The sequence below is a fragment of the Rhodococcus sp. JCM 9793 genome, from assembly GCF_055380405.1.
Window position 1 is genome coordinate 4,457,934 of the sequence record NZ_AP043721.1, and the last position, 24,381, is coordinate 4,482,314.

Annotated in this window: 28 protein-coding genes and 1 riboswitch; of the genes, 17 read left to right on the top strand and 11 right to left on the bottom strand. The window is 66.2% G+C overall.

Annotated features, from left to right (window positions below; translation table 11 throughout):
- The gene (locus tag ACZ46K_RS22725) at positions 1–786 is read right to left on the bottom strand and encodes an enoyl-CoA hydratase/isomerase family protein (protein ID WP_464744924.1); all 786 of its coding nucleotides are present in this window, start codon (positions 784–786) and stop codon (positions 1–3) included.
- Between the two features lie 68 nt (positions 787–854).
- Here ACZ46K_RS22725 and ACZ46K_RS22730 point away from each other — a divergent pair, with 68 nt between their 5' ends.
- Positions 855–1,676, top strand: a complete 822-nt coding sequence (locus ACZ46K_RS22730; protein WP_054810717.1) for a shikimate 5-dehydrogenase — start codon at positions 855–857, stop codon at positions 1,674–1,676.
- Between the two features lie 13 nt (positions 1,677–1,689).
- Here ACZ46K_RS22730 and ACZ46K_RS22735 read toward each other — a convergent pair whose 3' ends face one another.
- Positions 1,690–2,547 carry a DUF5995 family protein gene (locus ACZ46K_RS22735; RefSeq protein ID WP_464744926.1) on the bottom strand — a complete coding sequence of 286 codons (858 nt, stop codon included), beginning with the start codon at positions 2,545–2,547 and terminating at the stop codon, positions 1,690–1,692.
- 67 nt (positions 2,548–2,614) lie between these two features.
- A complete protein-coding gene (locus ACZ46K_RS22740; RefSeq protein WP_464744928.1) occupies positions 2,615–3,448 on the bottom strand; it encodes a sulfurtransferase in 834 nt (277 codons plus the stop codon).
- Between the two features lie 130 nt (positions 3,449–3,578).
- Between ACZ46K_RS22740 and ACZ46K_RS22745 the strand changes: the two genes are divergently transcribed.
- Positions 3,579–4,043 carry a thioesterase family protein gene (locus ACZ46K_RS22745; protein WP_054806406.1) on the top strand — a complete coding sequence of 155 codons (465 nt, stop codon included), beginning with the start codon at positions 3,579–3,581 and terminating at the stop codon, positions 4,041–4,043.
- 7 nt (positions 4,044–4,050) lie between these two features.
- Here the strand turns inward: ACZ46K_RS22745 and ACZ46K_RS22750 are convergent, their stop codons facing one another.
- Positions 4,051–4,527, bottom strand: a complete 477-nt coding sequence (locus ACZ46K_RS22750) for an Lrp/AsnC family transcriptional regulator (protein WP_054806407.1) — start codon at positions 4,525–4,527, stop codon at positions 4,051–4,053.
- A gap of 170 nt (positions 4,528–4,697) precedes the next feature.
- On the opposite strand from ACZ46K_RS22750, the gene pdhA reads away from it, so the two are divergent.
- From pdhA to ACZ46K_RS22770, 4 genes are read left to right on the top strand one after another with little or no spacing between them, the layout of a single operon-like run.
- Positions 4,698–5,795: a pyruvate dehydrogenase (acetyl-transferring) E1 component subunit alpha gene (pdhA, locus tag ACZ46K_RS22755; RefSeq protein WP_464744929.1), complete on the top strand. Its 1,098-nt coding sequence runs from the start codon at positions 4,698–4,700 to the stop codon at positions 5,793–5,795.
- The gene (locus tag ACZ46K_RS22760; RefSeq protein WP_054806408.1) at positions 5,792–6,775 is read left to right on the top strand and encodes an alpha-ketoacid dehydrogenase subunit beta; all 984 of its coding nucleotides are present in this window, start codon (positions 5,792–5,794) and stop codon (positions 6,773–6,775) included. Before pdhA ends, ACZ46K_RS22760 begins: the two co-directional genes overlap by 4 nt.
- Positions 6,776–6,798: 23 nt before the next feature.
- Positions 6,799–8,103 carry a dihydrolipoamide acetyltransferase family protein gene (locus tag ACZ46K_RS22765; RefSeq protein WP_464749444.1) on the top strand — a complete coding sequence of 435 codons (1,305 nt, stop codon included), beginning with the start codon at positions 6,799–6,801 and terminating at the stop codon, positions 8,101–8,103.
- Positions 8,104–8,156: 53 nt separating this feature from the next.
- On the top strand, positions 8,157–9,293 hold the full coding sequence (locus tag ACZ46K_RS22770) for an MFS transporter (protein ID WP_464749445.1): 1,137 nt from the start codon (positions 8,157–8,159) through the stop codon (positions 9,291–9,293).
- Positions 9,294–9,350: 57 nt separating this feature from the next.
- Here the strand turns inward: ACZ46K_RS22770 and ACZ46K_RS22775 are convergent, their stop codons facing one another.
- Genes ACZ46K_RS22775 through ACZ46K_RS22785 form a run of 3 tightly spaced genes read right to left on the bottom strand, consistent with a single transcriptional unit; the run spans position 9,351 to position 12,238 of the window.
- On the bottom strand, positions 9,351–10,775 hold the full coding sequence (locus tag ACZ46K_RS22775; protein WP_464744931.1) for an NAD(P)(+) transhydrogenase (Re/Si-specific) subunit beta: 1,425 nt from the start codon (positions 10,773–10,775) through the stop codon (positions 9,351–9,353).
- Positions 10,775–11,110, bottom strand: coding sequence for an NAD(P) transhydrogenase subunit alpha part 2 (locus tag ACZ46K_RS22780; protein ID WP_054806409.1), 336 nt, complete (start codon positions 11,108–11,110; stop codon positions 10,775–10,777). The genes ACZ46K_RS22775 and ACZ46K_RS22780 overlap by 1 nt, the downstream gene beginning before the upstream one ends.
- Complete coding sequence (locus tag ACZ46K_RS22785; protein ID WP_464744933.1) at positions 11,111–12,238, bottom strand: Re/Si-specific NAD(P)(+) transhydrogenase subunit alpha; 1,128 nt, start codon at positions 12,236–12,238, stop codon at positions 11,111–11,113.
- Positions 12,239–12,495: 257 nt separating this feature from the next.
- On the opposite strand from ACZ46K_RS22785, the gene ACZ46K_RS22790 reads away from it, so the two are divergent.
- From ACZ46K_RS22790 to ACZ46K_RS22820, 7 genes are read left to right on the top strand one after another with little or no spacing between them, the layout of a single operon-like run.
- Entirely contained in the window at positions 12,496–12,858 is a 363-nt protein-coding gene (locus ACZ46K_RS22790) for a DUF488 domain-containing protein (protein ID WP_054806410.1), read from the top strand.
- Positions 12,859–12,867: 9 nt separating this feature from the next.
- The gene (locus tag ACZ46K_RS22795; protein ID WP_464744935.1) at positions 12,868–13,002 is read left to right on the top strand and encodes a hypothetical protein; all 135 of its coding nucleotides are present in this window, start codon (positions 12,868–12,870) and stop codon (positions 13,000–13,002) included.
- A 23-nt stretch (positions 13,003–13,025) separates the two neighbouring features.
- Positions 13,026–13,769 carry an SIR2 family NAD-dependent protein deacylase gene (locus ACZ46K_RS22800; protein ID WP_464744937.1) on the top strand — a complete coding sequence of 248 codons (744 nt, stop codon included), beginning with the start codon at positions 13,026–13,028 and terminating at the stop codon, positions 13,767–13,769.
- 4 nt (positions 13,770–13,773) lie between these two features.
- Positions 13,774–14,214 carry an HIT family protein gene (locus ACZ46K_RS22805; RefSeq protein ID WP_464744939.1) on the top strand — a complete coding sequence of 147 codons (441 nt, stop codon included), beginning with the start codon at positions 13,774–13,776 and terminating at the stop codon, positions 14,212–14,214.
- Positions 14,215–14,252: 38 nt separating this feature from the next.
- Complete coding sequence (locus ACZ46K_RS22810; protein WP_054806412.1) at positions 14,253–15,056, top strand: maleylpyruvate isomerase family mycothiol-dependent enzyme; 804 nt, start codon at positions 14,253–14,255, stop codon at positions 15,054–15,056.
- Between the two features lie 3 nt (positions 15,057–15,059).
- Positions 15,060–15,698: a Type 1 glutamine amidotransferase-like domain-containing protein gene (locus ACZ46K_RS22815; protein ID WP_054810382.1), complete on the top strand. Its 639-nt coding sequence runs from the start codon at positions 15,060–15,062 to the stop codon at positions 15,696–15,698.
- Positions 15,699–15,708: 10 nt separating this feature from the next.
- Positions 15,709–15,996 (top strand): GNAT family N-acetyltransferase, encoded by a 288-nt coding sequence (locus ACZ46K_RS22820; protein WP_054806413.1) that lies wholly within the window; start codon positions 15,709–15,711, stop codon positions 15,994–15,996.
- A gap of 10 nt (positions 15,997–16,006) precedes the next feature.
- Here ACZ46K_RS22820 and ACZ46K_RS22825 read toward each other — a convergent pair whose 3' ends face one another.
- From ACZ46K_RS22825 to ACZ46K_RS22840, 4 genes are all read right to left on the bottom strand, one after another.
- Positions 16,007–17,647, bottom strand: coding sequence for an ABC transporter permease (locus tag ACZ46K_RS22825; RefSeq protein WP_464744941.1), 1,641 nt, complete (start codon positions 17,645–17,647; stop codon positions 16,007–16,009).
- Positions 17,644–18,570: an ABC transporter ATP-binding protein gene (locus tag ACZ46K_RS22830; protein ID WP_054806944.1), complete on the bottom strand. Its 927-nt coding sequence runs from the start codon at positions 18,568–18,570 to the stop codon at positions 17,644–17,646. Before ACZ46K_RS22830 ends, ACZ46K_RS22825 begins: the two co-directional genes overlap by 4 nt.
- A 20-nt stretch (positions 18,571–18,590) precedes the next feature.
- Complete coding sequence (locus ACZ46K_RS22835) at positions 18,591–19,244, bottom strand: TetR family transcriptional regulator (protein ID WP_054806945.1); 654 nt, start codon at positions 19,242–19,244, stop codon at positions 18,591–18,593.
- A gap of 72 nt (positions 19,245–19,316) precedes the next feature.
- Positions 19,317–20,858, bottom strand: a complete 1,542-nt coding sequence (locus ACZ46K_RS22840) for a carboxylesterase/lipase family protein (RefSeq protein WP_464744943.1) — start codon at positions 20,856–20,858, stop codon at positions 19,317–19,319.
- A gap of 86 nt (positions 20,859–20,944) precedes the next feature.
- Positions 20,945–21,041: riboswitch (TPP riboswitch) on the top strand.
- Here ACZ46K_RS22840 and ACZ46K_RS22845 point away from each other — a divergent pair.
- The 4 genes from ACZ46K_RS22845 to ACZ46K_RS22860 all read left to right on the top strand — a co-directional run bounded on the left by ACZ46K_RS22845 (position 21,034) and on the right by ACZ46K_RS22860 (position 24,341).
- Positions 21,034–21,744: a TenA family protein gene (locus ACZ46K_RS22845; protein WP_054806948.1), complete on the top strand. Its 711-nt coding sequence runs from the start codon at positions 21,034–21,036 to the stop codon at positions 21,742–21,744. It overlaps the preceding riboswitch by 8 nt.
- The gene (locus tag ACZ46K_RS22850; RefSeq protein ID WP_464744945.1) at positions 21,729–22,751 is read left to right on the top strand and encodes an ABC transporter substrate-binding protein; all 1,023 of its coding nucleotides are present in this window, start codon (positions 21,729–21,731) and stop codon (positions 22,749–22,751) included. The genes ACZ46K_RS22845 and ACZ46K_RS22850 overlap by 16 nt, the downstream gene beginning before the upstream one ends.
- Positions 22,732–23,595 carry an ABC transporter permease subunit gene (locus ACZ46K_RS22855; protein WP_054806946.1) on the top strand — a complete coding sequence of 288 codons (864 nt, stop codon included), beginning with the start codon at positions 22,732–22,734 and terminating at the stop codon, positions 23,593–23,595. Before ACZ46K_RS22850 ends, ACZ46K_RS22855 begins: the two co-directional genes overlap by 20 nt.
- Positions 23,592–24,341 (top strand): ABC transporter ATP-binding protein, encoded by a 750-nt coding sequence (locus ACZ46K_RS22860; protein ID WP_054806947.1) that lies wholly within the window; start codon positions 23,592–23,594, stop codon positions 24,339–24,341. The genes ACZ46K_RS22855 and ACZ46K_RS22860 overlap by 4 nt, the downstream gene beginning before the upstream one ends.
- Positions 24,342–24,381 lie beyond the last annotated feature (40 nt).

Here is a 24,381-nt window from a genome sequence, read left to right on the forward strand (position 1 = left end):
TCAAGCGGACGGCAGATTCTGCGGGATCCACGCGGGATCGCGCTTTTCCATGAACGCCCGCATCCCTTCGCGGGGTTCCTGGGATGTCTCGAGCGCACCGAACATCGTCTGGTAGTCGAACAGTCCGTAGCGATCGTTGAGCATGCGTTTGACCTGGGCGCGCGCGATCGGCGCGGTCTGCAACACCTCACGGGCCGCGGTCAGCGCGGCTTCCCGTAGCTGCTCGTGCGGAACAACGCGGGAGATCACACCGAGACGCAATGCCTCGGCCGCATCGAATTTACGGGCGGAGAGGATCAGATCGCGCGCGGCGGCCAGGCCGACGTGCGCGGGCAGCGCCGCGGCATAGGTAGCGTCGGGGATTCCGCGCAGAAGTTCGGGCACGCGGAAGGTCGCGCGATCGCTGGCCACCGCGATGTCGGACATCATGGCCACGAGCAACCCACCGGCCTGGCAGATTCCGTTGACGGCCGAGATGACAGGTGCACGACTGTCGCGGATGGTCAGAAAGGGAACGACCTCGTGACCGGAGAGCCCTTCCGGAAGGCGGTCGCCCGGCTCCGAGCGACCGCCCAGGTCGCCGCCCGGTGCGAAGACATCGTCGACTCCGGTGATGATCAGCGCGCCGAGATCGGGGTCGCTGTTGACCAGCTTCACCGCGCGTTTGAGGCCGTAGTACATGGCCGGGGTGAATGCGTTGCGTGCGGCGGGGCGGTCGATGGTGCACCATCCGATCGCGCCTTCGCGCTCGAATCGCAGTCCGCCGGCTCCCAGATCGTCTCCCATAGCGTGAACATACATCATTCTCGTTTGAGAGAACAGGATTCCGGAGGGGGCGGGACTACGGTAGAGCAATGACCTCGCGCATCTCGAAGGACACACAGTTGTGCATCTCTCTCTCGGGCAGACCCAGCAACATCGGAACCCGATTCCACAACTACCTCTACGAGGAACTCGGTCTCGACTTCGTATACAAGGCGTTCCACCCCACCGACATCGGTGATGCGGTGGCCGGGATCCGCGGCCTGGGCATCCGCGGAGCGGGCGTGTCCATGCCGTTCAAGGAAGCCGTGCTCTCACTCGTGGACGTCCTTCACGACTCTGCCCGGGCAATCGAGTCGGTCAACACGATCGTCAACGACGACGGCGCCCTCCACGCCTACAACACCGACTACCAGGCCGTGGTGGACCTGATCGCCGCGCACGCGGTCGACCCTGCCCTGCCTGTCACGATCGCCGGCAGCGGCGGCATGGCCAAGGCCGTCACCGCAGCCCTGCGCCACAGCGGTTTCGCCGAAGGCACCGTCGTCGCGCGCAACGAGGTCAGCGGCAGAGCCCTGGCCCAGAAATACGGCTACGCGTGGCGCACCGGCATGACCGGCACGACGCCGGGACTCCTCGTCAATGCCACGCCCATCGGAATGGCGGGGGGCGGGACGGAATCCGAGGCCCTGCCCTTCCCCGACGACGCCATCGTCGCAGCGTCGATGGTGTTCGACGTGGTTGCCATGCCACCCGACACCCCGCTCGTGCGCACTGCCCGCGAACACGGAGTACCGACGATCACCGGCGACGAGGTGATCGCTCTGCAGGCGGCATTGCAGTTCGAGCTCTATACCGGTGTGAGACCCACCGACGAACAGATCCGGCGCGCATCCGAGTACTCACGCAGCTAGCGCGCCGAGATCCTCACACGGTCCCGATCGCCTCGAGTCCGTCCAGGACCACGCTCGCCGCGTCGACCGCGAGGTTCATCTCGGCGCGGGTGATGTCGCGGGTCGCCGGGTTCTGCAGACCGAAGTTGTTGACCCAGGCCACCGTTCGCGCAGACTGGAACATGAACGTGGTGGTCGCGGTGTCGCCGACGAGATCTCCGACGAACCAACCCGTGAAGAACGGACCCATATCTGTTCCGTAGACGTATTCGAATTCGTCGGCGATCACGGGCGCCGCGGCAACGAGCGCCTCACCGAAGGTGTAGAAGTCACGGGTGTGATCCGGTGTCGATCCGATCGTCACGAGCGCCTCGGGAAAATCGATCACCAGGTGCGCCACGATCGCGCCGGTGAGCACCCTGCCCGGGCTCCGGTCGCACTGCTCGGCGAGCGCGAACGCCGAGGCCCAGTGCGGGGCGGGGGTGCCTCCGGAGACGTATTCGTGCAGGTTGGTCATGTACAACCGCACCACCTCGACCGCCAGGTTCTCCGCCCACACCGGATCGTCGTAGACGCCCGAACTCAGGGTCGGCTCGGTCAAGGCAAGGATCTCGTCGAACGCGAGGACGAACGTGCCGCGATAGTCGTCGCTCCGGGCGAGCACTTCACGCAGCGCACTGATGCGGGCACGCGCGTCGGCGAAGGTCTCGATTCCCGCTGGGTCGGTCAGCGCACCGAGATCGGCCGCGGAGTCGGCGGGAACACAGTCGGATACGGCGGTCGCTCCCGGATCGACCGGCGCCGCAGCTGCAATGGGCGTGAAGATCATCGCACCGGCAACGGCCGTGGCCAGGAACGAGAACGTCACGCGCGTCATGGATGTACAGGTCACCAGAGGTAACGTACACAGCGGTTCACATTCCGGCTATGTCCGATTCATTTTTGCCGCGCCATCTCCGTCAACCCGTCGCGACGTCCCGGCGAGCATCTCCGGACCACTGCGACCACGATCCCGGAAACAAGGACGCCTCGATCCCCACAATGGCCAACGCCGCGATCTCGTGCGCCGCGCTCACCCCCGAGCCGCAGTACACGGCCACGTCCGCTGTCACACCCAGTTCCGCGAACCGGGCGGCGAGCTGATCGACCGGCCGGAACGTGCCGTCCTCACGGAGATTTCCGGCGGTCGGCGCACTGATCGCGCCCGGGATGTGCCCGGCGCGCGAGTCCACAGGTTCCTCGTTCCCGAGATAGCGCGCCGCGGTGCGGGCATCGAGTAACACCCCGTGCGACGGAAATTCTGCGGCTTCGTCGATACTGATCGTCGGCATGTGCCCTGCGGTGAGAGCGATCGTGCCTGGACGGTGTTCCGCACCCGGACCGGCCGCGACCGGGTGACCCCCTGCGATCCACGCGGGCAGCCCGCCGTCGAGCAGGCGGACGTCCGGCACACCCGCCCACTCGAGCAGCCACCACGCGCGCGCCGCCGCCATCGAGCCGATCGCGTCGTAGACCACCACCGTGGAGTCCTCGGAGATCCCCCATCCGCGGGCCTCCTCCTGTAGGCGTTCGATGTCCGGCAACGGATGCCGTCCCAGTTCCAGGGACGGAGGATCGGCCAGTTCGACGTCGAGATCGACGAACACCGCACCCGGGATATGACCTTCGCGGTAGTTCTCCCGGCCGTGCCGGTCTCCGAGGGCCCAGCGCACATCGAGCAGGATCGGCGGTTTACCGCCGTCGACACGTTCGGCGAGTTCGGCGGAGGAGATGAGTACCTTCTGGTCGGCCATACCGAATGATGGCACGCAGCGCCGGGTCGATGTGCCGCCAAAGGACCCGATTCGCCCCTTTTCGGTGTCGGTTCTGCAATGTGGGCACTGTTGATCGGAATTGCGGTCCGGATAGCACTATCGTCGAGACGTGACCAATCGCCAGCCGACGAGACCCTCAGCCGATCCGGGGCAGTTTCCGGTGCTGTGGCCGGTCCAGACCCGCTGGGCCGACAACGATCACTACGGCCACGTCGACAACGTGACCTACTATTCGTACTTCGACTCGGCAGTCAACGGGTGGCTCATGACCACGACCGGTGTGGATATCCGCGAACTCGACGCAATCGGCGTGGTCGCCGAGACCTCGTGCCGCTATCTCGCGGAACTGTCGTTCCCCGATCGCCTTCAGGTGGGGCTCGCGGTCGACCATCTCGGCCGCCGATCGGTCAGCTACTCACTCGCCCTCTTCCGCGAGGAGACCGACGGCACGCTCGTTGCTGCCGCCACCGGGCGTTTCACACACGTGTACGTCGACATGAATACGCGACGACCCGTCCCCATCCCCGAGCAGATCCGCAAAGCCGTGACGAAACTCGTCACCCGCTCGAGCTGAGCCAGGTCTACCGTCCGTCGCCGAGGATCTTCCCGAGCAGTGGCACCGTGCGCTGCCTGACGAGTTCGCGCATCACCAGCGACATGTTGGTTCGCTCGACACCGGGAATCTCGAGGATCTGTCCCGCGAGCCGGTACAGGTCGTCCGTGTCGCGGGCGACGATCTTGACCGACAGATCGATGGAACCCGCGAGCCCGTAGACCTCGACGACCTCGGGAATTCCCTCCAGCGCATCGACCACATCCGCAAGACGATGCTGGTCGACCGTCGTCGCGACATACGCCGCGAGCGGGTAGCCGAGCACAACCGGATCGACACGCCGCTCGAACGAGGCCAGCAGCCCTTCCGCATCCCATCGCGCAAGGCGTGCCTGCACGGTGTTGCGAGACAACCCCAGCCGCTGCGCCAACTCGACACCTGTCGCCCTCGGCGTGCGTGCAAGCTCCATCAGCAGACGGGCGTCGGTCGCGTCCACATTGGTCATCTTTCACAGTGTGTCACCCGAAACCGGCCGGTATCCGTGCTTCTTGCACAATCGGTCCGCGTTCGATTGCGCACCCTCCCTGAACGTGGATCATGTGAGGTACAGCACAATAGGAGTCCGGTCCCGCCCCACAAGGGCGCTCCGGGCCTGCACCGACGAGGTGATCGACGATGGTGGCATCCCCTACCTATCCGGTTCAGCTCATCCAGCCCGACGGCCGGCGCGTCCACAGCCCCGAATTCTCCGCGCTCGTCGCCGACATCGGTCCTCGACACCTGCGCGAGATGTATCGCGATCTCGTCGTCGTCCGCCGCCTCGACACCGAAGCCACCGCGCTGCAACGTCAGGGCGAACTCGGTCTCTGGGCTCCCTTGACCGGTCAGGAGGCCGCGCAGGTCGGGTCCGCCCGGGCGCTGGGGCCCGACGACTACATCTTCACCAGCTACCGCGAGCACGGCGTCGCCTGGTGCCGCGGCGTCGATCCCGCCGACATGACCCGAATGTGGCGTGGGTGTGCGCACTCCGGCTGGGATCCCGCGACCGTGAACATGACCAACCCGGCCATCGTCGTCGGTTCGCAGGGATTGCATGCCACCGGATACGCGATGGGCGCCAAGCTCGACGGCGCCGACATAGCGACGGTCGCGTATCTCGGCGACGGTGCCACGAGCCAGGGCGACGTATCGGAGGCACTCGGTTTCGCAGTGAGCTGGGGCGTCGGTGTGGTGTTCTTCTGCCAGAACAATCACTGGGCGATCAGCGCCCCCACACACATCCAGACACCCGTTCCGCTCGCGCAACGCGCCGCCGGGTTCGGCATGCCTGCCGTGCAGGTCGACGGCAACGACGTACTCGCGGTGCTCGCCGTCACCCGCCGCGCGGCTCGGCATGCGCGTGACGGAGCCGGGCCGTTCTTCGTCGAGGCCCTGACCTACCGCATGGGCCCTCACACCACCTCCGACGACCCCACCCGCTACCGCACCGACGCCGATCTCGACGAATGGCGGGCGCGCGATCCGATCGACCGAGTCCGGAAACTGCTCGAACGCGAGAACCTCGCCGACGACGCATTCTTCGCCGAGGTGCAGGCCGCCGCCGATACGGCCGCGACCCGTCTGCGCGCCGGCACCCTCGATCTGCCCGATCCCGAACCGTTGACCATGTTCGACCACGTGTACACCACCGAACATCCGCTGCTCGAACGAGAACGCGCCGACTACGCCGACTATCTCGCGAGCTTCGGTAGCCCAGAGGGGGCCGGACGATGACCATCACGACGATGACGCTCGGCGCGGCCCTCAATGCCGGCCTGCGACGGGCCCTCGAACACGATCGCAAGGTTGTCATCATGGGCGAGGACGTGGGCAGACTCGGCGGCGTCTTCCGCATCACCGACACGCTGCAGAAGGACTTCGGGGACGGCCGGGTCATCGACACCCCACTGGCCGAGTCCGGGATCGTCGGTACCGCGTTCGGGATGGCACTGCGCGGCTATCGGCCGGTGTGCGAGATCCAATTCGACGGGTTCGTCTATCCTGCGTTCGACCAGATCGTCTCGCAGGTCGCGAAGATCCACTACCGCACCGCGGGAACCGTCCGGGCACCGCTCACGATCCGCATTCCGTACGGCGGTGGGATCGGTGCAGTCGAGCACCATTCCGAATCTCCCGAGGTGTATTTCACGCACACCGCGGGCCTACGGGTGGTCTCCCCCAGCAACCCCGCCGACGCGTTCGCCATGATCCAGCAGGCGATCGCGCTCGACGATCCGGTGATCTTCCTCGAGCCGAAACACCGGTACTGGGAGAAGGGCCCGATCGACGTCGATGCAGCACCGGAACTTCCCCTCGACCAGGCACGCATCGCACGGGCCGGGACGGATGCCACGCTCGTGACGTTCGGCGCCCTCGTGACGACGGCGTTGCAGGCCGCGGATATCGCAGAGAGCGAAGGACATTCGATCGAGGTGATCGACCTGCGGTCACTGTCCCCCATCGACTTCGACACGATCGAGGAATCGGTTCGCCGCACGGGTCGGCTTGTCGTCGCGCAGGAGGCGCCGGTGTTCTGCGGGGTCGGGGCCGAGATCGCAGCTCGCATCAGCGAGCGTTGCTTCTATCAGCTCGAGGCTCCGGCACTCCGGGTCGGCGGGTTCGACATTCCCTATCCCCCGGCAGAACTCGAATCCCACCATCTTCCCGACCCCGACCGGATTCTCGACGCCGTCGACCGCAGCCTCGCGGCGTGACCTACGGAGGACCGATCGTGGACATCGTCAAGGAGTTCCGGTTGCCCGACCTGGGCGAAGGCCTGACCGACGCGGATCTGGTCGTGTGGAAAGTGCAGGTGGGCGATCATCTCGACCTCAACCAGGTGATCGCCGAGGTGGAAACAGCGAAGGCGACAGTGGAATTGCCGTCGCCGTATGCCGGAACCGTCGCGGAGCTGCTCGCCTCCTCCGGCGACACCGTGCCGGTGGGGGCACCATTGCTGCGAATCACGGTGTCGGACAGCGACAGTTCGAATACCGTCTCCCCGCCCGCGAAGCCCGATGGGCCGGGAACCCAGCAGCGACCGCAGGTTCTCGTCGGCTACGGCCCCGGTGCGGCGCCGGTCAGCAGACGCGGTTCCCGGAAGACCGGAACCGAGGCAGATACCGAAGCAGAGCCAGGGGGAAGTACCACCGGCGCTCTCATGCGCCGACCCGACGCGAAACCCGGTGCCCGACAGGAGGCAAGAGAGTCGAGCGTCGACCTCACCACAGTCGAGGGCACGGGCCCCGGTGGTGTGATCACCCGCGCCGATGTCCGGCGCAGCGCGGACATCCACGCCGGTGCGAACGGCCTGGCGCTCCCGCAGGTACCGGGCACCGACGACGAGACACGCACCCCCATCCGCGGAATCCGCAAGCGCAGTGCCGCGGCCGTCGCACGCAGTGCCTTCACAGCACCCCACGCAACGGTCTTCCTGACGTGCGATGCGACGAACACAGTCGAGCTGGTGACACGGCTGCGGTCGTCACCGCCGTTCGACGGCACGCACCTGACGCCGCTGACGGTCGTCGCGACCGCACTGATGCGGGCCGTCGCCGACGAGCCGTCGTTGAACTCGTCGTGGGACGAGGAATCACAGGAGATCGTCATTCACCACCGTGTGCATCTGGGCGTCGCGACGGCCACCGACGAGGGATTGAAGGTGCCGGTGGTGCGCGATGCGCATGCGATGCGTCTACCCGAACTGGCCGGCGCGATCGCCGCGGCAGCCGCGGGCGCGCGGTCGGGTGAAGCCTCGCCGACCGATCTGACGGGGTCCACGATCTCGGTCACCAACGTGGGCGTGTTCGGAGTCGACGCGGGCACCCCGATCCTCAATCCTGGAGAAGCGGCGATTCTGGCGGTCGGGGCCATCTCCGATCGGCCGTGGGTGGTCGACGGGGCGCTTGCCGTGCGGAAGGTCGTCACATTGTCGTTGGCGTTCGATCATCGGTTGCTCGACGGCGAACAGGCCGGGCGCGCCCTGGCGGCGATCGGTGCGATCCTGATGGATCCGGTGCCCACGCTCGTCTCGGCTCCCTGATCGTTCGCCTCACCGAGCAGAGTTTCTGCCGGGCGGTAGCGTGCTCCTACGTGATCGACGCTGTTCTCACTCGCGCCCGCGCCGCCGTGTTCACTGTTTTCGGGCTCAACGGCTTCCTGCTCGCGATGTGGGTCGTCCACATCCCGGTGGTACAGCAGCGGGTGGGTATCGGGCACGCAGCGCTGGGAACCCTGTTGCTCGCGCTCGCTGTGGGTGCGATCGCGGGCATGCAGGCCACCGGCTACTTCGCCGACCGCTTCGGCAGCGACCGCACGACGTTGGTGTTCGGTGTGATGCTCGCGGTCGCGGTGATCGGGCCCGGGCTCGCGACTGCGCCGTGGCAGCTCGCCGTCGCGCTGGTCGTGTTCGGTTTCGCGAACGGCGCGCTCGATGTCTCGATGAATTCCCAGGCCGTGGTCGTGGAAAGGCGCTATCACCGCCCGATCATGGCCGCGTTCCACGGGCTGTTCTCGATGGGCGGGATTGCCGGAGCGCTCGTGGGTGCCGCGACGCTCGCTGCGGACATCGACCCACCCGCGACCCTGGCGGCCGCCGGAGCGGTCGGTCTCGTCGCGATCGTGTGGGCCGCTCGACATCTCGTGCGCAGCGAACCGTCACCACGACACGCACCGGCCGAGCGCGCCCGGGGAGGGTACTCGGCCGAGGTGATCCTGCTCGGTGGTGTCGCGTTCGGGTTGATGCTCAGCGAGGGTGTCGCCAACGATTGGAGTGCCCTTCAGGTCAAGGAGCATCTGGGGGCGGCGGATTCGGTGGCGGCGCTGGCGTTCGGCGCATTCTCGGCGACGATGACGCTGGGGCGTTTCGTCGCCGACCGGATCAGCGCCCGGATCGGCGGGGTCGCCGTGGTCCGGTACGGGACTCTCGTGGCGGGGTCGGGGATGGCCCTGGTGATGGTGTCGCCGTGGTTGCCGCTGACTCTCGCGGGGTGGGCGTTGTTCGGTCTGGGATTGTCGGGAGCGGTCCCGCAGATCTTCACGGCTGCAGGCAACATTGCAACCGGCACGCCGGGTAAGAACATGTCGCGGGTCGTCGGTCTGGGCTACATCGGGTTCCTGGCCGGACCGGCGACGATCGGCTGGATCTCCGAAGTGTCGTCGTTGACGGTGGCGATGGTGGTGCCGTTGGTGTGTGTCCTCGTCGCTGCGGCGCTCGCCCCGGCGCTCAAATGACACAAGTGTGGATCCGAGCGCGTTTCCGGGCTCGGATCCACACTTTCGGGTGAGCGACTAGAGAGCCTTCAGCTCTTCGGTGACCTCACCAACCATCTTCTTCGCATCACCGAACAGCATCGACGTCTGATCGAGCGTGAACAGCGGATTCTCGATGCCGGCATATCCGGAACTCATCGACCGCTTCATCACGATCACAGACCGCGACTGGTCGACGTTGAGGATCGGCATGCCGTAGATCGGGCTCGACGAATCCTGACGCGCGGCCGGGTTCGTGACGTCGTTGGCGCCGATGACGATGGTCACATCGGTGCGGCCGAATTCGCCGTTGATGTCGTCCATTTCCTTCATCGCGTCGTATTCGACGTCGGCCTCGGCCAACAGCACGTTCATGTGCCCCGGCATACGACCGGCGACCGGATGAATCGCGTACTTGACCTCGACGCCGCGCTCTTCGAGCAACGCCGCCATCTCCTTGACGGCGTGCTGCGCCTGCGCGACGGCCAGACCGTAGCCGGGCACCACGATGACCTGATTGGCGTACGCCATCTGGATCGCCGCATCCGAAGCGGAGGTCGCCTTGACGGTACCGCCGCCGGGGCCTGCCGCAGCGCCGCCGTCGTCGCCGCCACCGAACGCGCCGAACACGATCGCCGGGATCGAGCGGTTCATGGCCTTGGCCATCAGATTCGTCAGGATGGTGCCGGACGCACCGACGATCATGCCGGCAACGATCATCGCCTGGTTGTTCAACGCCAGGCCGGCCGCCGCAGCCGACAGACCCGTCAGGGCGTTGAGTAGCGAAATGACGACGGGCATGTCGGCGCCACCGATCGGCAGCACCACGAACAGGCCCATCAGACCTGCGACGACGAGCAGCAGCACGATCCAGAACGAGGCCAGCGGCTCACCATCGGCGCTGATACCGATGTACACGGCGATCGCGATCGACGCGACCACGAGCACCATGTTGGCGAGCTGGAACAGCTTCGCGCCGGCGACCAGCTTCTTCTCGAGGTTCTTGTTCAGCAGTTCCTGCAGCTTCGCGAATGCGACGAGCGAGCCCCAGAAGGAGATCGAGCCGATGATCGCGGCGAACAGGGACCCGACGATCATGGTGACTGTCGGAACATCGTCGAGGGTGGTGAAGCTCGACGAGTCGAGGAACTCGGCCCACGCGATCAGGGCAACGGTGCCACCGCCGACACCGTTGAACAGGGCGACCAGCTGCGGCATCGCCGTCATCTTGGTCTTGAGTGCAGGCGGGACGCCGAGGATGACACCGACGGCCAGGCCGCCGATGATCAGGCCCCAGTTGTCGGTCTCGCGGATGTCGATGAGCACCGCGACGACTGCGATACCCATACCGACTGCGGCGATGTAGTTGCCGCGCACGGCGGTCTTCGGTCCGGTCAGGCCCGACAGACCGTAGATGAACATCGCGAACGCGACGATGTACAGGACGGAGACGAGGTAGCCCATCAGGCGTCAGCCCCCTTCTTCTCTGCGTCCTTGCCGGACTCGGGCTTCTTGGACTTGAACATGCTGAGCATGCGGTCGGTGACGACGAAGCCGCCGACGACGTTCAGCGTGCCGAACACCAACGCGACGAACAGAATGATCTTGATTCCCCAGTGGGCGTCGCCGGGCAAGTGCCCGAGGACCACCAGGGCGCCGAGCACGACGATGCCGTGGATGGCGTTGGTACCGGACATCAGCGGCGTGTGCAGCGTGTTCGGAACCTTGGAGATGACGGCGAATCCGACGAATCCGGCAAGGACCAGAATCGCGATGTTCGCGAGCAGTTCGTTGTACATCTAGACGTTCTCCTTCGACCGCGTCACGCATGCACCCGAAAGGATCTCGTCCGAGAAGTCCGGGGCGAGCGCGCCGCTCTCGTCGAGCAACAGCTCGATCAGCGCGGACACGTTCTTCGAATAGAGCTCGGACGCGTGCTCGGGCATCGTCGCGGGCAGGTTCAGCGGCGAACAGATCGTCACATCGTGCTTGACGACGGTCTGTCCGGGCTCGGTGAGCTCACAGTTGCCACCGGTTTCACCGGCGAGGTCGACGATGACCGAACCGGGCTTCATGCCCTCGACCGCCGCGGCGGTCACCAGACGCGGCGCGGGACGACCCGGCACCAACGCAGTGGTGATGACGACGTCGAAGCCCTTGATGGCATTCTCGAGCGCCTGCTGCTGCGCAGCGCGTTCCTCTTCGGTGAGCTCGCGGGCGTATCCGCCCTCGCCTGCAGCGTCGATACCGAGATCGAGCCACTGCGCACCGACCGACCGCACCTGGTCGGCAACCTCGGGACGCACGTCGTACCCGGTGGTACGACCACCGAGACGCTTGGCGGTGGCGAGAGCCTGCAGGCCCGCGACACCCACTCCGAGCACCAGCACGGTCGCCGGCTTCACAGTGCCGGCCGCAGTGGTCAGCATCGGGAAGAAGCGCGTCGATTCCGAAGCGGCGACGAGCACGGACTTGTAGCCCGACACGTTGCCCTGCGACGACAGCGCGTCCATCACCTGGGCACGCGAGATACGCGGAATGGCCTCGACGGCATACGCCTCGACGCCGGCGGCGGTCAGCGCACCGATCTGATTCTCCGCATTGCGCGGGGCGAGGAAGCCGATGAGCTTCTGACCCGACTTCAGGCGGGCGACCTCGGCGTCCGACGGCGGTGCGACCTTGACGACGATGTCGGCCGACCACGCGTCGCCGATGGTGGCGCCCGCTTCCTTGTATGCCTGATCGGGGATCAGCGCATTCTGCCCGGCGCCGGCCTCGACAACCACGTCGAAGCCCTTGGCGATGAGAGAGGGCACAACCTTCGGTACCAGCGCGACACGCCGCTCGCCGTCGTTCGTCTCACGAACGACACCGACGGCCGGGCGGCGACGATCCCCGCTCTCCGTGTTCGATCCTTCGCTACTCAATATTCTCTATCTCCTGCGTCGAATGAAATTGCCGCGCGCGGCGCCGCGATCGGCGGCGAATGCGTGTCTGTCGGCCATGTAACGGCCCTACACGTGTTGTTGTAAGCCTTGCCAGACCTACCGCTCCCACTCCCGAGTCGCAACTGGCCCGGTCTGTCTGAATCGAGTCCGAACAGTAAGAAAATGCAAGAATGTGAGGCACCTCACTTCACAGGTGCACCTTCGCATCTGTGAGAAGACGACTTCGGGAGGTACACATGTCGCGACGTGACGTCAGTGTCGAGCGGGTCTACGACCATCCCGGCGCCGAGGAATCCGTGCGTGTTCTCGTGGACCGGTTGTGGCCCCGAGGACTTCGCAAGGACGCCTTCCACTACGACGACTGGGCGAAGGAACTTGCACCCTCGACGGACCTACGGAAGTGGTACTCGCACGACACAGCCCTGTTCGCCGAGTTCCGCGATCGCTACATCGAGGAGCTGGCATCGCCCGGTGGCCGCGCCGCGATCGAGCGGCTCGACACCCTGGCCGACGGGCGTCCCCTTGTTCTCCTCACCGCGACCCGGGATGTCGAACACAGCGGCGCGGAGGTACTTGCCGAGCATCTGCGCGGGGGGTAGTACGAAGCAATGACCGACGATCTCGGCGGCGACCCGGTGTGCTGGCTCGACCGCGTCTGCCCGGACTGCGGGCTGTTCCTCGACGATCCCGATATCCCGTGCCCCCGCTGCGGGCACGTGCCGGACACTTCCCCGACGATCTGACATCACTCCCATACCGTGACGCCATGACCGTCCCCTCCCCGATCCTCGACCTCGCGCGCCCCGCCCGACGTGTCGCCGTCCTCACCGGCGCCGGCATGTCCGCCGAGAGCGGTGTGCCGACATTCCGTGCTGCGCAGACCGGATTGTGGGCCGACTTCGACGCGGCATCGCTCGCAACTCCGAAAGCGTGGAACGACGACCCTCCGCTTGTGTGGGCCTGGTACCAGTGGCGTGTCGGGCTGGTACTGCGAGTTCAACCGAACGCAGGTCATCTCGCGCTGGCCGAATGGGGACGGCGCGCAGAGCTACAGATCACGACACAGAACGTCGACGATCTGCACGAACGCGCGGGCAGTGCGGTGCTCGCCCATCTGCACGGCAGTCTGTTCGAGCCGCGCTGCGCCGACTGCGGACACGGCGCAGACGTTCCCGAGCCGCCGGAGGAACCTGTCGAACGACTCGATCCACCGAAGTGCCGGAACTGCAGCGGGGTCGTCCGCCCCGGCGTCGTGTGGTTCGGCGAGATGCTGCCCGAGCAACCGTGGGACGCCGCGACGGCATCGCTACGCCACGCAGATCTACTGCTGGTCGTCGGCACATCGGGCGTGGTGTACCCCGCGGCCGGACTGCCGTCACTTGCACGGAACGACGGAGTTCCGGTGGTGGAGATCAATCCCGAGGACACCGACCTGTCCGATCAGGTCGACGTGGTATGGCGTACGACGGCCGCAGTCGGCCTACCGGAATTGGTGTCGGCGCTAGAGTGAACCGGTGGACTCCTGTGTGTTCTGCGCCATAGCCGGGGGCGGTGCACCGGCCGCGCTGGTCTACGAGGACAACCACGTGGTCGCGTTTCTCGACATCCATCCTCTGACGCGCGGCCACCTTCTGGTGGTGCCGCGGGCCCACTCGGAGCGGCTCGAGGACCTCGACCCCACCTCCGCGGCATCGATGTTCCAGGCCGGCCAACGCTTGGCACGCGCACTCGCCCGATCAGATCTGGCCACCGACGGCGCCAACCTGGTGGTCAATGACGGTCGCGCCGCATTCCAGACCGTTTTCCACATGCACCTGCACGTCATTCCACGATGGAACGGTGACCGGATCCGCCTGGGCATCGGTGTCCTACGTCGCAAGCCCCGCCACCCCGAATCCACCGCTGCGGCGATCCGCGCAGGTCTCGACCGTCTCTCGACCGAGGAGAACCAGTGACAACCCCGTCCGACAGTTCCGGCACCAGCGAATTCCCCATCGACGTCATCCGGCCGTTGCTCCTCGAACAATTCGAGGTCCTCGACGCACTGCTGGCCGGGGTCCAGGGCGATGCGTGGTTCACCCCCACCAACCTTCCCGGGTGGACGGTCAAGGACATCGTCGCGCACCTGATCGGCACCGAATCTCTGCTTGCCGGTGTCGCCGCACCTCATGTCGACATCGATGTGCACGCACTGGGCCACGTCCGCAACGAGATCGGCGCATTCAACGAGCAGTGGGTCGAACATTTCCGCGGCGCGTCCGGCGACGACGTTCTGGCGCGCTACCGCGATATCGTGGCGCAGCGGCGCGCGAGTCTGAGTGCGCTGACGCAGACCGACTTCGATGCACCGGCCGATACTCCGGTGGGCCCGGCCACCTACGGCCGATTCATGCGTATCCGGGTGTTCGACTGCTGGCTACACGAATTGGACATCCACGACGCACTGGGCACCGTCGGCAGTGAGGGCGGCGCCCGAGCCGAACTCGGCTCCGCCGAGATCTTCGGTGCGGTGCCGTTCGTCGTGGGCAAACGCGGCAAGGCTCCCGAAGGTTCGTCGATCACACTCGAACTCACCGGGCCGCTCGCCCGGACGATCCATCTCGAGGTGGCGGGTCGCGCGAGTACGGTTCCCTCGTTGTCGGGGCCCGCGACGAGCACGATCACGATGGATTCGGCCCTGTTCGTGCGGCTGGCAGGTGGGCGGGTCAGCGGCGTCGACAAACTCGGTGAAGTCACTCTCGGCGGCGACACCGAGGTGGGGCGTCGTATCGTCGAGAATCTCGCGTTCACGATCTGACCGATGCGCCTGTTCCTGTCTTCGTACCGGTTCGGATCCGATCCCACTCGTCTGTTGGAGGTGACGCGCGGACCCGGGCGGGTCGCCGTGATCGCCAACGCTGGTGATGCGTGGCCGTCCCGCGCCCGCGAATCGAGTGTGACCAGCGAGTTCGGGCCGTTGCGGGGTCTCGGATACGACCCGGAGGAGGTGGATCTCCGCGATCACCTGGGCGATCCGGGCAGTCTCCGGGCGCGGCTGGGCGCCTTCTCCTCGGTGTGGGTGCGAGGGGGCAACACCTTCGTGTTACGTGCCCAGCTCGCCCGCAGCGGCGGCGACACGGTGCTCACAGATCTGGTGGGTACCGGCGCCCTCGCGTATGCGGGGTACAGCGCCGGCGCGTGCATCGCCACACCGACGCTGCGGGGGCTCGAGTTCTCGGACGATCCCGCCGAGGTCGTCGAGATCGGTGCGGGCCCTGTGGTGTGGGACGGACTCGGCTGGGTCGATCACGCGATCGTTCCCCATGCGGGAGACTCCCTGCTGGGTGACGACGGTGTCGACCGCACACTGGAATACCTTCGCCGCGAGTCCATCCCGTTCGTGGCGCTGCGCGACGACGACGCGCTGGTGATCGAGACCGACGATCCGAGCCACATGTAAAGTCGTGAGCATGTCGAACAACACCGAGACCGCCATCCGCATCGAACACCTGCCCGAGCAGTCGCGGTTCGCGCTGTTCATCGGCGACGATCTCGCGGCATACGCCGACTACAGCGATGTCGATGGCATGCGCGACTTCGACCACACCGTCACCGAAGCGGATTTCCGCGGTCGCGGGCTTGCCGGGCAGGTCGTGCAGCACGCACTCGACACGACCCGCGAGCAGGGCCTGAATATCGGCACATCCTGCTCGTATGTCGAGAAGTTCGTCTCCGAGCACCCCGAATACCGAAACTGACGCACTCCCGTCACACCATCACATCGCGGCGGCGGAAGCCCACGACCGCCGCCGCGACCAGGACCACAGCAGAAATACCGAGCACGAGCATCGGCACAGCACTCGCAGTGTCGTAAGGGACCAACGGAATGTGCGAGAACGGCGAGAGGTCGCGCAGCCACTGCGACAGGTTCAGCAGTTCGCCGAACCACGCCACGAACACCGCGTAGATCACGAGGATCCACGCCAGCTCGGCCAGACGCGGGACGAGACCGACCAGCGCGAGCGCCACCGCAAAGACGAACAACACAGCAGGGGCGTATGCCAGTGCGGCACCGCACATCCGGATGATCCAGTCCGCCTCGCCGGTCGCGGCGGCCATACCCAGTCCGGTCGCGGCACCTGTGACGACCAGTGCTACGAGGACCTGCGCCACGATCACCGCGACGATCCACAGGAACAATCGCGTGCGCCGTGTTCCGGTGACGATCACCAGCCCGATCCGGCCCGCATCCTCGTCTCCTCGGACACGCATCACCGCCGAGACCGCGAACGCCGCGATCCCCACGACGAGGAACATCAGCATCGTCGCACCGAACGACGCGGTCAACGATTGTGTGTCGCCACCGAGGAACTCCCCGATGTCGGGAACGCTGTCGACCATGCCCTCGATCGAATCGGCGAGCGTACCCATCGCCAGTCCGAGGATCGCGAGGGCTGCCGTCCACGCCACGAAGGTCCCGCGCAGCAGCCTCCATGATGGTCCGGGCGGCGTGAGCAGCGACGGCGACGCTTGGTCGGGCCCCGGTTTCGGGGCGCGCAGGCCGGCCCCGATGTCTCGGCGCCGCGACAGGGCTACCGCGACCACGAGGAGCACACCGATCGCGACCACGGACAGCAGCAGTGGCCACCATCGTTCGTCGACGTAGAGACGGGTCTGCTGCGCCCACGCGATCGGCGACAGCCACGACAACCACGAGCCGGTGGATTCGATGATGTCGCCGAATCCGCGCACCAGGAATGCCACCGCGAGTACCGCGAGCGCAGACCCGGTCGCGGCGCGCGCATGCTCACTGAACTGCGCGGTCACCACCGCCACAGCACCGAAAAGGAGGCCGGTGACAGCCGTGGCCACACCGAACAGCAGCGACCCCGCGAACGCGAGGCCGCCGGCCAGCAGCGCGAGGGTGACGCCGACGGCGACGATCGCATCGGCGACGGCGACGGACAGCAATGCGGCCGCGGGCGGCGCGAACGGACCCACCGGGAGCGCACGGAGCAGTTCGAGTCGGCCCGCCTCCTCCTGGGTGCGTGTGTGCCGCACCACCAGCAGGATGCTCATGATCGCGACGGCGACGAACACCGTCAGACTCAGTTCGTTCGCGGTCATCGCGCCGAGGGTGTAGTTGTCGGCACCGTAGGCGGGACCGGTCATCAGTACCGCCGCCGGATTCTCGAGGAGGTCGGCGCGGGCCTGCCGCGCGGCCGCGTTCGGATACGCGGCGATCAGACTCTCGACGGTTACGTACACAGTGAAGGCGAGCGCAAGCGTCCACACGGCGATACGGACGCGGTCCAGGCGGAGGTAGAGTCGGAGCAGGTCGCCGATTCCGTTGAAACGGTGGGAACTTCGGGTCTCACGGTCGGCCCGGGGGGCGAGTGTGGCGGTCATCGGGTCGCCACCTGCTCACCCTCGGGCACGTCTGTGGGGGTATCGCCGTAGTGGCGCATGAACAGTTCTTCGAGCGACGGCGGGGTGATCGTCAGGTTCGCGATGTCGAGTTCGGTGAGCTCTCGCAGCACCGACGTCACGGAGGCATTGTCGACGTCGAAGGCGAGATGCCCGTCGTCGTAGGTCAGATCGTGCACACCGGGGAGCGACGCGAATCCGATGGGGAGGGCGGGTACGGTGGCCCGCACCGCGGAGCGGGTCAGGTGCCGCAGCTGCGCGAGGGTTCCCGTCTCCACGTCTTTCCCGGACCGGATGATCGTCACGGTGTCGCAGAGCTTTTCGACTTCGGCCAGGATGTGGCTCGACAACAGCACCGTGCGCCCGGCGTCGCGCAACGCACGCACTTCGTCGGTGAACACCGCCTCCATGAGCGGATCGAGTCCGGACGTCGGTTCGTCGAACAGGTACAGCTCGACATCCGACGCCAACGCCGCGACGAGCGCGACCTTCTGCCGGTTGCCCTTGGAGTAGGTGCGGGCCTTCTTGGTGGGGTCGAGTTCGAACCGTTCGAGGAGTTCGGCTCGGCGTGAGGGGTTGTCGCCGCCACGGATTCTGGTCAGTAGGTCGATGATCTCACCGCCGGTGAGCGCCGGCCACAGGTTGGTGTCGCCCGGGACGTACGCCAGGCGACGATGGATCGCCACCGCGTCGGTCCACGGGTCGAGCCCCAGGACGCGAGCGGAGCCCGAGTCGGCGCGGAGCATGCCGAGGAGCACGCGGATCGCGGTGGATTTCCCGGCACCATTGGGTCCGAGAAACCCTGCTACGGTTCCGGTTCCGACTTCGATCGAGAATCCGTCGAGAGCGCGGGTGGTGCCGAAGGTCTTGACGAGGTCGACGGTGTCGATGGCGGGTGTGTCCATGGTGCAACCTCCGTGGTCGGTTACGGGTCGGCTGCCTCCCGGACAGCCAGATATGCGGTGAGCATGGTCGAGTCGGTGAGTAGCGGTTCGGTGTAGAGCTCGAGCAAGGGGAGCAGAAGACGGTCACTGTACGAACGCAGCCACGCGGGCAATGCGTCGAGATCGAGAGGCTCGTTCGGGCCGGGAACATGCAGTAGCAGCGCGCCGGTGCTGAACTCGACGAGCGCCCGTGCCCGTGCCTCGGGATCCCGACTGGGACTCACGATGCCGGACTCGGTACCTTTCGCGAGGTAGCCCTCGGTGGTGGCCACCAGATGATCGAGAAACGCCCGAGAGGCCGGGCGCCGGGCCTGAAGGCTCCGAATCAGGTAGCCGATGAGCGGGGCATAGCTCCCGATGTTCTCGAGCTGCGCCAACATCGCCGCGACCCCACTGCCCGGTTCGAGGACCGAGGATTTGAGCTCGCGGATGCTGTCGAGAACATACGCGTCGCAGTGCTCACGCAGACCGGCACGGGAACCGAAGTGGTGCACGATGAGCGAGGCGCTCACACCGCATTCGGAGGCGATGGCCCGCAGCGAAATGTTCACACCGTCCCGAGCAACACAACGAATTGCTGCGTCGCGGATGCGAGCACGGGTCGTGAGGTCGGAAACGCCCTCGACTGAACGCATGTTCCAAGGGTTGCACACGTGTTCAATGACGTCAACAGGATTTACACGTCAACAGGATTTACTCGGTCGGCTTCAGGAGAAGCCCATCACCTGATTGCCCCACACCTCCCGCATCGACCCATCCGGATCCGACACGACCGTGTCGCGCGCATCGATCAGCAAGGTCATGCGCTCGCCTGGCTCGTACTGCGGCCAGTGCTTCGACGCATCCAGAGCAGCCGGCACCCCGTGCTTGACGAATGCCAGCCATCGACGCTGCACCCGCCCCGACACCTCGATCGCACCCTTGCGACCACCGAGCCAGAAACTCGGATCGCGACCGAGCGTCCCGAAATTGCCGAACACGTATGGCAATTCGGTTGCATGACCGGCACCGATCCGCGCGGCCTTGAGCATCGGCGTCGCGTGGTCGAATCGATACACCCATGTCGGGGAATGTTCGGCATGCGCCTCCGCGACCCATAACACCGGCATCCGGAAACCCGCGTCGCGCGACAGGGCCATCGCACCACTCGGCTTCGGCAGATCAGGGTACGCCGCGGCGATCTCAGCGAGCCGTTCCGGCTCGAGATCGGGACGGTCCTTCGCGAGTGCCTCCAGCATGGCGCGGACCGCCGAATCGTCGACGGGCATCAGCGGCGACTTCATGAAACGGAAGATCGACGGCTCGTCCTTGTTCGAACCGATGATGAGCGGAACCCGATGCGACAGACCCTTCTGGAACGCCGCGACCGGATATTTGGGCACCAGGTCGCGGTCGACCACCGGGGTCATCGCCAAGGTGCCCGGAATTTTCGTGGGGATCTCCCCGACCACTGTTTCGGCCGCGGCGACGAGCTGCTCGTAGGGCATGTCCCGCAGGGACCCCACCCGAGCAGGCGACACGTCGAGGATATCGAGGAATCGCTCAGCAACCATCGCCGCGCGTTCACGACCGTATACCGACGTCGCCGGTGGCGACTGCGCGATCGCCCGATGGAACAACCCCTCGGCGCGCGGCACCGTCATGAGCGTCGTGACCGATCCCCCGCCCGACGATTCACCGAACAGGGTGACGTTGTCGGGATCGCCGCCGAAGTCCGCGATGCAGTCGCGCACCCATTCGAGCGCAGCAATCTGGTCTCGCAGACCGAGATTCGACTCATACGTATCGCCGACGGTGGAGAACGACGACAGGTCCAGAAACCCCAGCGCCCCCAGACGGTAATTGAGCGTGACCACCACGATGTTGCCTGTCTCGCTCAGCACACGTCCGTCGTAGATCTTCTGACCCGAGTAGCCGATCACATAGGCGCCACCGTGGATCCACACCATCACCGGGCGCTTGTGCCCGTCCGGTTCCGGAGCCCAGATGTTGAGCGAGAGGCAATCCTCGCCGATGGTCATGTCGGACGAGATCCCGATCGGGCTGTTCCGGCTCTGCGGAGCGATCTGCCCGTACCGCTCGCAGTCGAGCACTCCCGACCACGGCGAAGGCCCCTCCGGCGACCGGAACCTCATGTCACCGCAGGTCGGGGCGGCGAACGGGATCCCCTTCCACGAGTACACCGCGCCGTCGCGGAATCCGCGGGCTTCGCCGTACTTGCATCCGACAACGAGTGTCTCGGCGTCCACATGACCTCCCGGTGAGCTACTCGCATCCCAACGTACCCACCGGACACCGAGCCGACAGCCGCTCGGCGAAGGTGCTATCGTCGCCTCCGACCGACACGGGGTGCTCCGCAAGTGCGGGGCTGAGATCACACCCGTCGAACCTGATCAGGTAATGCTGACGAAGGGATGTTTCGGGATGACTGTGCCTGCGCACGATTCACCGACCGACCGTTTCACCGATGTCCTGTGGGACCACACGAAGGTTCTACGCGACTCCATCGACAACCTCGAGTTCCTGCGTTGCCTGGGCGACGGCACGCTTCCCCTCGAGTCGTTCCGCTTCTACATCGAGCAGGATGCGCTCTACCTGGCCGGATACGCCAAGGCCCTCGCGCTCCTCGCCTCCAAGGCACCGGACCCGGTCACCGGCGCATTCTGGGCGACCAGTTCCGCGACGGCGGCGACCGAGGAATCCTCGCTGCACCGGCAGCTTCTCACCGATGGCGTGCTGCCTGTGAGCGACGCACCCGTCGCGCACTCCCCCGCGTGCCTCGGTTACGTGTCGTATCTGACGGCCACGGTGGCGACCGAACCGTATCCGGTGGGTGCCGCCGCAGTGTTGTCGTGCTTCTGGATCTACGCCGAAGTGTGCCGCGACCTGGCCTCCAGCGCAGCCGCCGTGCTCGCCGCCGATCCGGCCCATCCCTACGCGCAGTGGGTGGCCACCTACGACGACCAAGGATTCCAGGATTCCGTCGCGACCGCACGCACCCTCGTCGACGCCGCCGGGGCAGCCGCCACCGACACCGAGCGCGACGCGATGATCGACGCGTTCACCCTCGCGACCCGCTACGAGTTGCTGTTCTGGGACACCGCCCTGAACACGCAGCCGTGGCCCGCGTCGTGACGCTGCGGCACCGGATCACCGCACTCGCTGTCGCCACCATCACCGTGTGCGCAGTCGGCGCATGCGCCGGTGGCGGTTCCGACGACACGATCCGGTTCGCACTCGATTGGACCCCGAACACCAACCACACCGGTCTGTATGTGGCGTTGCAGGAAGGACTGTTCGACGATGCCGGGCTCGACGTCGAGATCCTGCCCTACAACGAGGCGACACCCGACACCCTCGTCGACGCCGGCAACGCGGAGTTCGGCATCTCCACCCACGGCATGGCGACGTTCTCCCGCGCTTCCGGGGCACACACCGTCACCGTGCTCGCTCCGTTGCAGCATTGGGCAACAGGGATCGGCGTCAAGGCGGACCGCGCGGATCTCATGCGTCCGGCAGACCTCGACGGTCACGTCTACGCAGGTTTCGCCGACCCCGGTGACAGCGAGGCGCTCGCGCAGGTCATCCGCAACGACGGTGGACGCGGCGAGTTCGAGGAGGTCGTCCTCGGAACGTCCGCGTACGAGGCGGTCTACTCCGGTACCGCAGACTTCACCGTCTCGTATCTTGCGTGGGAAGGACTCGAAGCAGAGCATCGCGGACTGCCGATGCGCTATTTCGAATACACCGACTACGGCTTCCCCGACCAGTACGCGATCGTCGTGAACGGCAACGAGGACTGGCTCGCCGAGAATCCGGACCGGGGCCGCGCGTTCGTGCAGGCACTTCAGCGTGGGTACGAGATCGCCGCTGACGATGCCGATCGAGGCGCCCGCGCGCTGCTCGACGCCAACCCGGGGGCGTTTCCCGACGAAGAGCTCGTCTTCGAGAGCCAGCGGATGCTCGCCTCCGACTACATGCGGGACGAGCAGGGTCGCGTCGGTACCCTCGACGCGGAGAAATGGGCCGGGTACGCGCGGTTCCTGTACGAGCAGGGACTGCTCACCGGTCCCGACGGCGCGCCGCTGACCGCCGAACCCGACTGGTCGACCTACCTCACCGATGACTATCAAGCGCCCTGAGGCCGAACACCCTGACACCCGGGGGACGACAGACCGGGTCAGGACTGCCCGACGCCGCGTGAATCGTGCATTGCCGGCGATTCTCGTCGCAGTGGTACTCGTCGCAGCGTGGCAGCTCTACGTGATGATCAGCGGAATCCGCCCGCAGGTGCTGCCGTCTCCCGCACGAGTGCTGCAGCAGGGGTGGGCATACCGCAGCGACATCGCCGGGCATGCCGCCGCGACTCTGCAGGTCACGATCGTCGGGTTCGCGGTGTCGTTGACCTTGGCGTGGGTGCTGGCAATCGCCGTCGATTTCTCGCCATGGCTACGGCGGGCGTTCGTTCCGCTGTTCGTGGTGTCGCAGACATTACCGATCATCGCGATCGCCCCGCTCATGATCATCTGGTTCGGCTTCGGTCTGCTGCCGAAGATCCTGGTGATCGCCCTGGCCACGTTCTTTCCGATGGCGATCGGGTTGATCGAGGGATTCGCAGCGACCGACCGGGAGGCGGGGGCACTTCTGCGCAGCATGGGTGCCACGCGGTGGCAGGTGTTCCGATATGTGCGGCTCCCGTCGGCACTGCCGCGGTTCTTCACGTCTCTGCGCATCGGAGTCACCTACGCCGTAGTGGGCGCGGTGTTCGCGGAGTATGTCGGCGCCACATCGGGGCTCGGCATCTACATGGCCACCCAGAAGAACTCGTTCCGCACCGATCTGGTGCTCGCAGCCGTCCTGGTCACCGCGATCGTGTCACTGGTGTTGTACCTGCTCACCTATGTGGCCGAACACATGATCGCACCGTGGGCGCTCACCACGGAGAATCGGCCGACAGAGAATCGAACAACAGGGAGTCGGGCATGAGCGCAGTCATCGTCTCCGGCGTCCACCGGTCGTTCGACGGCAACCACGTACTCGCCGACATCGACTTCGACGTGTCCCCAGGGGAATTCGTCTCGGTCATCGGCCCGAGCGGGTCGGGGAAGTCCACTCTGTTCGGTTTGGTGGCGGGCCTCGACACCCCCGACGAGGGCACCGTCACGGTCGGTGGAGCACCCGCGGCGCCGGGGCGCGCCGCACTGATGCCCCAGAAGGATCTCCTGTTCCCGTGGCGCACCGTCCTCGACAACTGCGCGCTCGCACTCGAGGTACAGGGAGCGCCGCGTCGGGAGGCACGCGAGCGAGCGCGGGCTCTGTTCCCCGCGTTCGGACTCACCGGATTCGAGAAGGCCCGCCCGAACGAGCTGTCCGGCGGGATGCGTCAGCGCGCCGCGCTGGCGCGGACCGTGGTCCAGCAACGCGAAATCCTGTTGCTCGACGAGCCGTTCGGCGCTCTCGACTCGCTCACCCGCACCGATATGCAGTTGTGGCTGCAGGACGTGTGGCAGCGCGACCGCTGGACCGTTCTGATGATCACCCACGACGTACGCGAGGCCGTTCTACTGTCCGACCGGGTCCTGGTCCTCTCGCCTCGACCCGCAAAGATCCTGCACGAAGTGCGGGTTCCGCTGCCTCGGCCACGGTCGTTGGAGTTGCTCACCGACCCGGAATTCGTGGCATTGGAACGTGAGCTCGTGTCGGTGCTGCACGCACGGTCCGACATGCATTGAGGGCTCGCGTGATTCGGAATACCGGAATATCGAATCGGTA

Excerpts from the sequence above, each read along its gene's own strand:
- ACZ46K_RS22725 (WP_464744924.1), bottom strand. The coding sequence starts at position 786 with ATGGGAGACGATCTGGGAGCCGGCGGACTGCGATTCGAGCGCGAAGGC.
- ACZ46K_RS22730 (WP_054810717.1), top strand. The coding sequence starts at position 855 with ATGACCTCGCGCATCTCGAAGGACACACAGTTGTGCATCTCTCTCTCG.
- ACZ46K_RS22740 (WP_464744928.1), bottom strand. The coding sequence starts at position 3,448 with ATGGCCGACCAGAAGGTACTCATCTCCTCCGCCGAACTCGCCGAACGT.
- ACZ46K_RS22750 (WP_054806407.1), bottom strand. The coding sequence starts at position 4,527 with ATGACCAATGTGGACGCGACCGACGCCCGTCTGCTGATGGAGCTTGCA.
- pdhA (WP_464744929.1), top strand. The coding sequence starts at position 4,698 with ATGGTGGCATCCCCTACCTATCCGGTTCAGCTCATCCAGCCCGACGGC.
- ACZ46K_RS22760 (WP_054806408.1), top strand. The coding sequence starts at position 5,792 with ATGACCATCACGACGATGACGCTCGGCGCGGCCCTCAATGCCGGCCTG.
- ACZ46K_RS22775 (WP_464744931.1), bottom strand. The coding sequence starts at position 10,775 with ATGGGCTACCTCGTCTCCGTCCTGTACATCGTCGCGTTCGCGATGTTC.
- ACZ46K_RS22780 (WP_054806409.1), bottom strand. The coding sequence starts at position 11,110 with ATGTACAACGAACTGCTCGCGAACATCGCGATTCTGGTCCTTGCCGGA.
- ACZ46K_RS22790 (WP_054806410.1), top strand. The coding sequence starts at position 12,496 with ATGTCGCGACGTGACGTCAGTGTCGAGCGGGTCTACGACCATCCCGGC.
- ACZ46K_RS22795 (WP_464744935.1), top strand. The coding sequence starts at position 12,868 with ATGACCGACGATCTCGGCGGCGACCCGGTGTGCTGGCTCGACCGCGTC.
- ACZ46K_RS22800 (WP_464744937.1), top strand. The coding sequence starts at position 13,026 with ATGACCGTCCCCTCCCCGATCCTCGACCTCGCGCGCCCCGCCCGACGT.
- ACZ46K_RS22815 (WP_054810382.1), top strand. The coding sequence starts at position 15,060 with ATGCGCCTGTTCCTGTCTTCGTACCGGTTCGGATCCGATCCCACTCGT.
- ACZ46K_RS22820 (WP_054806413.1), top strand. The coding sequence starts at position 15,709 with ATGTCGAACAACACCGAGACCGCCATCCGCATCGAACACCTGCCCGAG.
- ACZ46K_RS22825 (WP_464744941.1), bottom strand. The coding sequence starts at position 17,647 with ATGACCGCCACACTCGCCCCCCGGGCCGACCGTGAGACCCGAAGTTCC.
- ACZ46K_RS22830 (WP_054806944.1), bottom strand. The coding sequence starts at position 18,570 with ATGGACACACCCGCCATCGACACCGTCGACCTCGTCAAGACCTTCGGC.
- ACZ46K_RS22835 (WP_054806945.1), bottom strand. The coding sequence starts at position 19,244 with ATGCGTTCAGTCGAGGGCGTTTCCGACCTCACGACCCGTGCTCGCATC.
- ACZ46K_RS22845 (WP_054806948.1), top strand. The coding sequence starts at position 21,034 with ATGACTGTGCCTGCGCACGATTCACCGACCGACCGTTTCACCGATGTC.
- ACZ46K_RS22855 (WP_054806946.1), top strand. The coding sequence starts at position 22,732 with ATGACTATCAAGCGCCCTGAGGCCGAACACCCTGACACCCGGGGGACG.
- ACZ46K_RS22860 (WP_054806947.1), top strand. The coding sequence starts at position 23,592 with ATGAGCGCAGTCATCGTCTCCGGCGTCCACCGGTCGTTCGACGGCAAC.